This is a genomic window from Micromonospora sp. M51, from assembly GCF_018070305.1.
Lineage (GTDB): Bacteria > Actinomycetota > Actinomycetes > Mycobacteriales > Micromonosporaceae > Micromonospora > Micromonospora parva.
In genome coordinates this window covers 1-4,341 of the sequence record NZ_JAGPXZ010000542.1, presented here as the reverse complement: position 1 = coordinate 4,341, position 4,341 = coordinate 1, and the positions used below count along the sequence as shown (strand labels likewise).

5 protein-coding genes are annotated in these 4,341 nt (G+C 73.6%); 3 read left to right on the top strand and 2 right to left on the bottom strand.

The genetic code is table 11. The annotated features are described in order from the left end of the window. The coding region (locus KBX53_RS24080; RefSeq protein WP_210861788.1) for an ABC transporter permease at positions 1-713 on the bottom strand (713 nt) is incomplete at its 3' end. Beyond that, positions 710-1,606, bottom strand: coding sequence for an ABC transporter ATP-binding protein (locus tag KBX53_RS24075; RefSeq protein WP_030331341.1), 897 nt, complete (start codon positions 1,604-1,606; stop codon positions 710-712). The genes KBX53_RS24080 and KBX53_RS24075, both read right to left, overlap by 4 nt. Positions 1,607-1,737: 131 nt before the next feature. On the opposite strand from KBX53_RS24075, the gene KBX53_RS24070 reads away from it, so the two are divergent. The 3 genes from KBX53_RS24070 (at position 1,738) to KBX53_RS24060 (ending at position 4,263) form a co-directional block, all read left to right on the top strand. Continuing rightward, a complete protein-coding gene (locus KBX53_RS24070; protein ID WP_210861786.1) occupies positions 1,738-2,991 on the top strand; it encodes a histidine kinase in 1,254 nt (417 codons plus the stop codon). Then, entirely contained in the window at positions 2,970-3,719 is a 750-nt protein-coding gene (locus KBX53_RS24065) for a response regulator transcription factor (RefSeq protein WP_030331337.1), read from the top strand. The genes KBX53_RS24070 and KBX53_RS24065 overlap by 22 nt, the downstream gene beginning before the upstream one ends. Positions 3,720-3,852: 133 nt before the next feature. Next, positions 3,853-4,263, top strand: coding sequence for a hypothetical protein (locus KBX53_RS24060; RefSeq protein WP_030331335.1), 411 nt, complete (start codon positions 3,853-3,855; stop codon positions 4,261-4,263). Positions 4,264-4,341 lie beyond the last annotated feature (78 nt).

Here is a 4,341-nt window from a genome sequence, read left to right as displayed (position 1 = left end):
CGTCCCCACTGCTCGCCGGTGACGTGGCTGGTGAACAACGGCTCCATGGTCCGGCTGGTGTCCAGCCAACCGGCAGCGCCGCGCAGCGGTCGGACCAGTTCGCCCAGCACCGACCAGAGGGTTGGTAGCAGCAGGTAACCGACGATGGCCAACGGCGGGTTGAGCAGCAGCAGGCCGAAGGCGGCACCCATCAGCACGCCGGCGACCTGGACGATCGCCGCGTTCACGATCAGCGCCGCGTCGACGCGCCAGGTGCCCGCGCCGCCCGTGGCGGACGCCACGAGCGTCCCGACGCTTGCGATTGCGAGGGTGACCAGCACGGAGGCGAGCGCGGCCAGCACCACCGCGATCAGCTTCGCGGCCACCACCCGCTCCCGCCGGGGCACCAGCGCGTACGTGGTGAGGGCGGTGCGCTGGGACCACTCGCTGGTGATCGACAGGATGCCCAGCACCGGCAGGAGCACGTTGACCGGCAACAGCGACGTGACGAAGAAGGTGAAGAAGGTCTGCTCGGAGTCCTCGGCGTAGATCAGCAGGAGGGTGACGATCGCGACGACGACGAGGCCGATGGTGATCAGCAGCCAGCGTCCGGCCCGGGTGTCGGCGAGCTTGCGCAGCTCCACACCGGTGAGGCGGAGCGGTGACGGCCGGCGTACCGGAGTGTGGTGCCGGGGCGCGACGAGGCCGCTGGCGGGCGCGGTGGTGGTGGTCATCGGACGGCCTCCTTGGTGGATTCGCCGGCGGTCAGGGTGAGGAAGAGTTGTTCGAGGCCGCCGCCGCTGGCGGGGCGCAGCTCGGCGAGCGCGACGCCGGCATCGGCCGCCGCCTGGCCGACCGCCTCGGCGTCGGCCTGCACCAGCAGGCCGTCGGTGCTGTCGGCGGCGGTCAGACCCGCCGTTTCCAGCGCCCGGCGCAGCGCCGCGTCGTCGCGGGCCCGGACCACCGTGCCGCCGCCGGCCAGCAGCTCGTTCTTGTCGCCCTGGGCCACGATCCGGCCACCCCCGATCACCACCAGCCGGTCCGCGACCGCCTCCACCTCCCGCAGCAGGTGGGAGGAGAGCAGCACCGTGCCGCCCCGGTCGGCGAAGTCGCGCAGCAGGCCGCGCATCCAGAAGATCCCCTCCGGGTCCAGCCCGTTGGCCGGCTCGTCGAGGATCAGCACCCGGGGGTCGCCGAGCAGCGCGTGCGCCAGCCCGAGCCGTTGGCGCATCCCCAACGAGTACGCCCGGACCCGACGCTTCGCGGCCACCGCGTTCAACCCGACCAGGTCGAGCTTCGCGGCGACCTCGCGCCGGTCCAGACCCATGGTGTACGCGGACAGCGTCAACGCCTCGCGGCCGGTGCGTCCGGCGTGCTGGGCGGAGGCGTCCAGCAGCACTCCCACCTCCCGCCCCGGGTTGGGCAGGTCCTGGTACGGGTGCCCGGCGACGGTGGCACGGCCGGCGGTCGGCGTGGTGAGCCCGCAGATCATGCGCATGGTGGTCGACTTGCCGGCGCCGTTGGGGCCGAGGAAGCCGGTGACGGTGCCCGGCTCGCACTGGAACGACACGTCGTCCACGGCCGGGTGTGGCCCGTATCGCTTGGTGAGGTTCTCCACGGTGATCATGTCGTCGAGCGTGCCCGCGCCGCCCGGCCATCCGCTGCGGCCACCGGTCGGTGCCGCGTCGACCTTGGTCGACCGGTGGGTCTCGACTTTGGTAGCTGGTCGTGCCCCCGACGGCTCCCTAGCATGGGTGCGTGACCAGCCTCGCCGTCCCGGAGCACCCCTGGCTGCTGCCGGGGGAGCTGGTGGTGCCGGCTGAGCGCGGACGGCGTCGTCCGCGCCGCACCACCCGCGACTGGGTCGTGGACAGCCTCGCCTTCCTGCTCGGCCTGCTCTGGGTGCTGTTCGCCACGGTGGACGGGCTGTCGCCCAGCCCGGAGTCGGCGGTTCCGTTGCCGTACGACTGGATGGTCGGCGCGGACGCGCTGATCGGGCTGGTCTGCTGCGGGCTGCTCTGGGTGCGGCGGCGGTGGCCGCTCGGGTTGGCGGTTGCCACACTGCCGCTGAACCTGTTCTCGATGGCCGCCGCCATCCCGCTGCTGATCATCTACTTCACCGTTGTGGTGCACCGACGGACCGCCGTCGCGGTGGCGGTCACCGGTGCCGGCCTCGTCACCAACCTCGTCTTCAGCTGGACGCGGCCGGATCCGGTCATGCCGTACTGGGCCACCGTGTCGTGGGGTGTGGTGATCACTTTTGCGGTGCTCGCCTGGGGGATGTTCGTCCGGGCCCGACGGCAGTTGATCGTGTCGCTGCGGGAGCGGGCCGAACGGGCCGAAGCCGAGCAGCAGCTGCGGGTCACCCAGGCCCGCCACCTCGAACGCACCCGGATCGCCCGGGAGATGCACGACGTGCTGGCGCACCGGATCTCGCTGCTCAGCCTGCACGCGGGCGCGCTGGAGTTTCGCCCGGACGCGCCGGCCGACGAGGTGGCCCGGGCCGCCGGGGTGATCCGGGGCAGCGCGCACGCCGCCCTGCAGGACCTGCGGGAGGTGATCGGGGTGCTCCGCGCCGAGGACGACGGGGCCGGCGACGCCCCGGAGCCGCCGCAGCCGACCCTCGCCGACCTGCCGGCGCTGATCGCCGAGTCGCGCTCGGCCGGGGTGCGGGTCAACGTCAGTGACAGCGTGGCAAGCCCGGGGGAGGTGCCGGCGGCGCTGGGCCGGGCCGCGTACCGGATCGTGCAGGAGGGGCTGACCAACGCTCGCAAGCACGCGGCCGGAGCGGTGGTGACCGTGGACGTGTCCGGCGGGCCGGGCACCGGGCTGAGCGTGGCGATCAGCAACAGGTGGCCGGTCGGCACACCGGAGGGCGGCACCCTGCCGGGCGCGGGCACCGGCCTGGTCGGCGTCAGCGAACGAGTCACCCTCGCCGGCGGCCGGCTCGCCTACGGGCGGGACGACAGCGGCGACTTCCGGCTGGCCGCCTGGCTGCCGTGGTCGGCGTGACCAGCCCTGCCGGCGCAGCCGGACCGCCGGACGCGAGCGGGCCGGCCGGCGCGGCCGCGCCGCCGGTGCGCGTGTTGATCGTGGACGACGACGCGCTGGTCCGGGCCGGGCTCTCGATGATCCTCGGCGGCCTGCCGGACCTGACAGTGGTCGGCGAGGCGACCGACGGTGGCGAGGTCCCGGCGGCCGTCGCCGCGTACACCCCGGACGTGGTGCTGATGGACATCCGGATGCCCCGGGTCGACGGGCTGACCGCCACCGAGGCGCTGCGTGCCCAGCCGCACCCGCCGGAGGTGCTGGTGCTGACCACCTTCGACGCCGACGAGCAGGTGCTGCGGGCGCTCCGCGCCGGGGCTGCCGGTTTCCTGCTGAAGGACACCCCACCGGCGGAGATCGTGCACGCCGTGCGCCGGGTCGCGGCGGGCGAGGCGACCCTGTCCCCGACGGTGACCCGCACGTTGATCGCCCACGTGACCGCCACCGCTCCCGGCCCGGTCGGCCCGGACCCGCGCCGGGAACGGGCGCTGCGGCTGCTCAACGCGCTCAGTGAGCGGGAGCGGCAGGTGGCGGTAGCGCTGGGGCGGGGTCACACCAACGCGGAGATCGCGGGGGAGTTGTTCATGAGCGTGGCGACGGTGAAGGCGTACGTCTCCCGGCTGCTGACCCGCCTGGAGCTGAACAACCGGGTCCAGGTGGCGCTGCTCGTGCACGACGCCGGCCTGGTCTGACGGTCCGTTCCTCGGGCGAATCTGCTTACCGGGTACCGGAATTGAACTTTCGGCCAGTGCCCGCCGTACTCCTGACCGAGGATGTCGGTGCGGTGGGTCCGCCGTACCGCTGCCGAACTGCGGGAGGCCTGCCGTGCGAGTTGGTGAGCAGTCGACGGATCCCATCGACCAGGTGCTGGGTGAGGTGCCGATGCCGACACCGCTGACCCCCGAGGATGTCCGGCTCGCGGTCCGGGCGGTGGTCGTGCACACCGCCGAGGAGTGGCCGACCGGGCCGCTGTGCCGCAACGACGGTGCCTCCTATCCGTGCCGCCTGCATCGGTGGGGGCGGCGGGTGTTGGAGGCACACGGGCTCAACGAGCGGCAGATCGAGGCGTTGATCCGGCATGGCAATCCGTTCGTGCACGTACCCTTCCCGTTCACGGCGACCGGGCCGTCGCGGCAGCAGGCCGCGCGGGTCGTCCCCCAGGGCGTACGGCCCACCGCTGCTGGCCGGCCGGTGACTCCCCCCGTCACCGCGCCGCGCTGGCCCCGGGCGAGCTGAGCGCGCTACCCCCTCCGCCCACCCCGACCCGGGGCGACACGACGTCGGGCCCACGCGGAGATTCCCGCAACGCGGAGG

Bases quoted from the DNA above. Each gene is read 5' to 3' on its own strand.
- KBX53_RS24075 (WP_030331341.1), bottom strand. From the start codon at position 1,606: ATGATCACCGTGGAGAACCTCACCAAGCGATACGGGCCACACCCGGCC.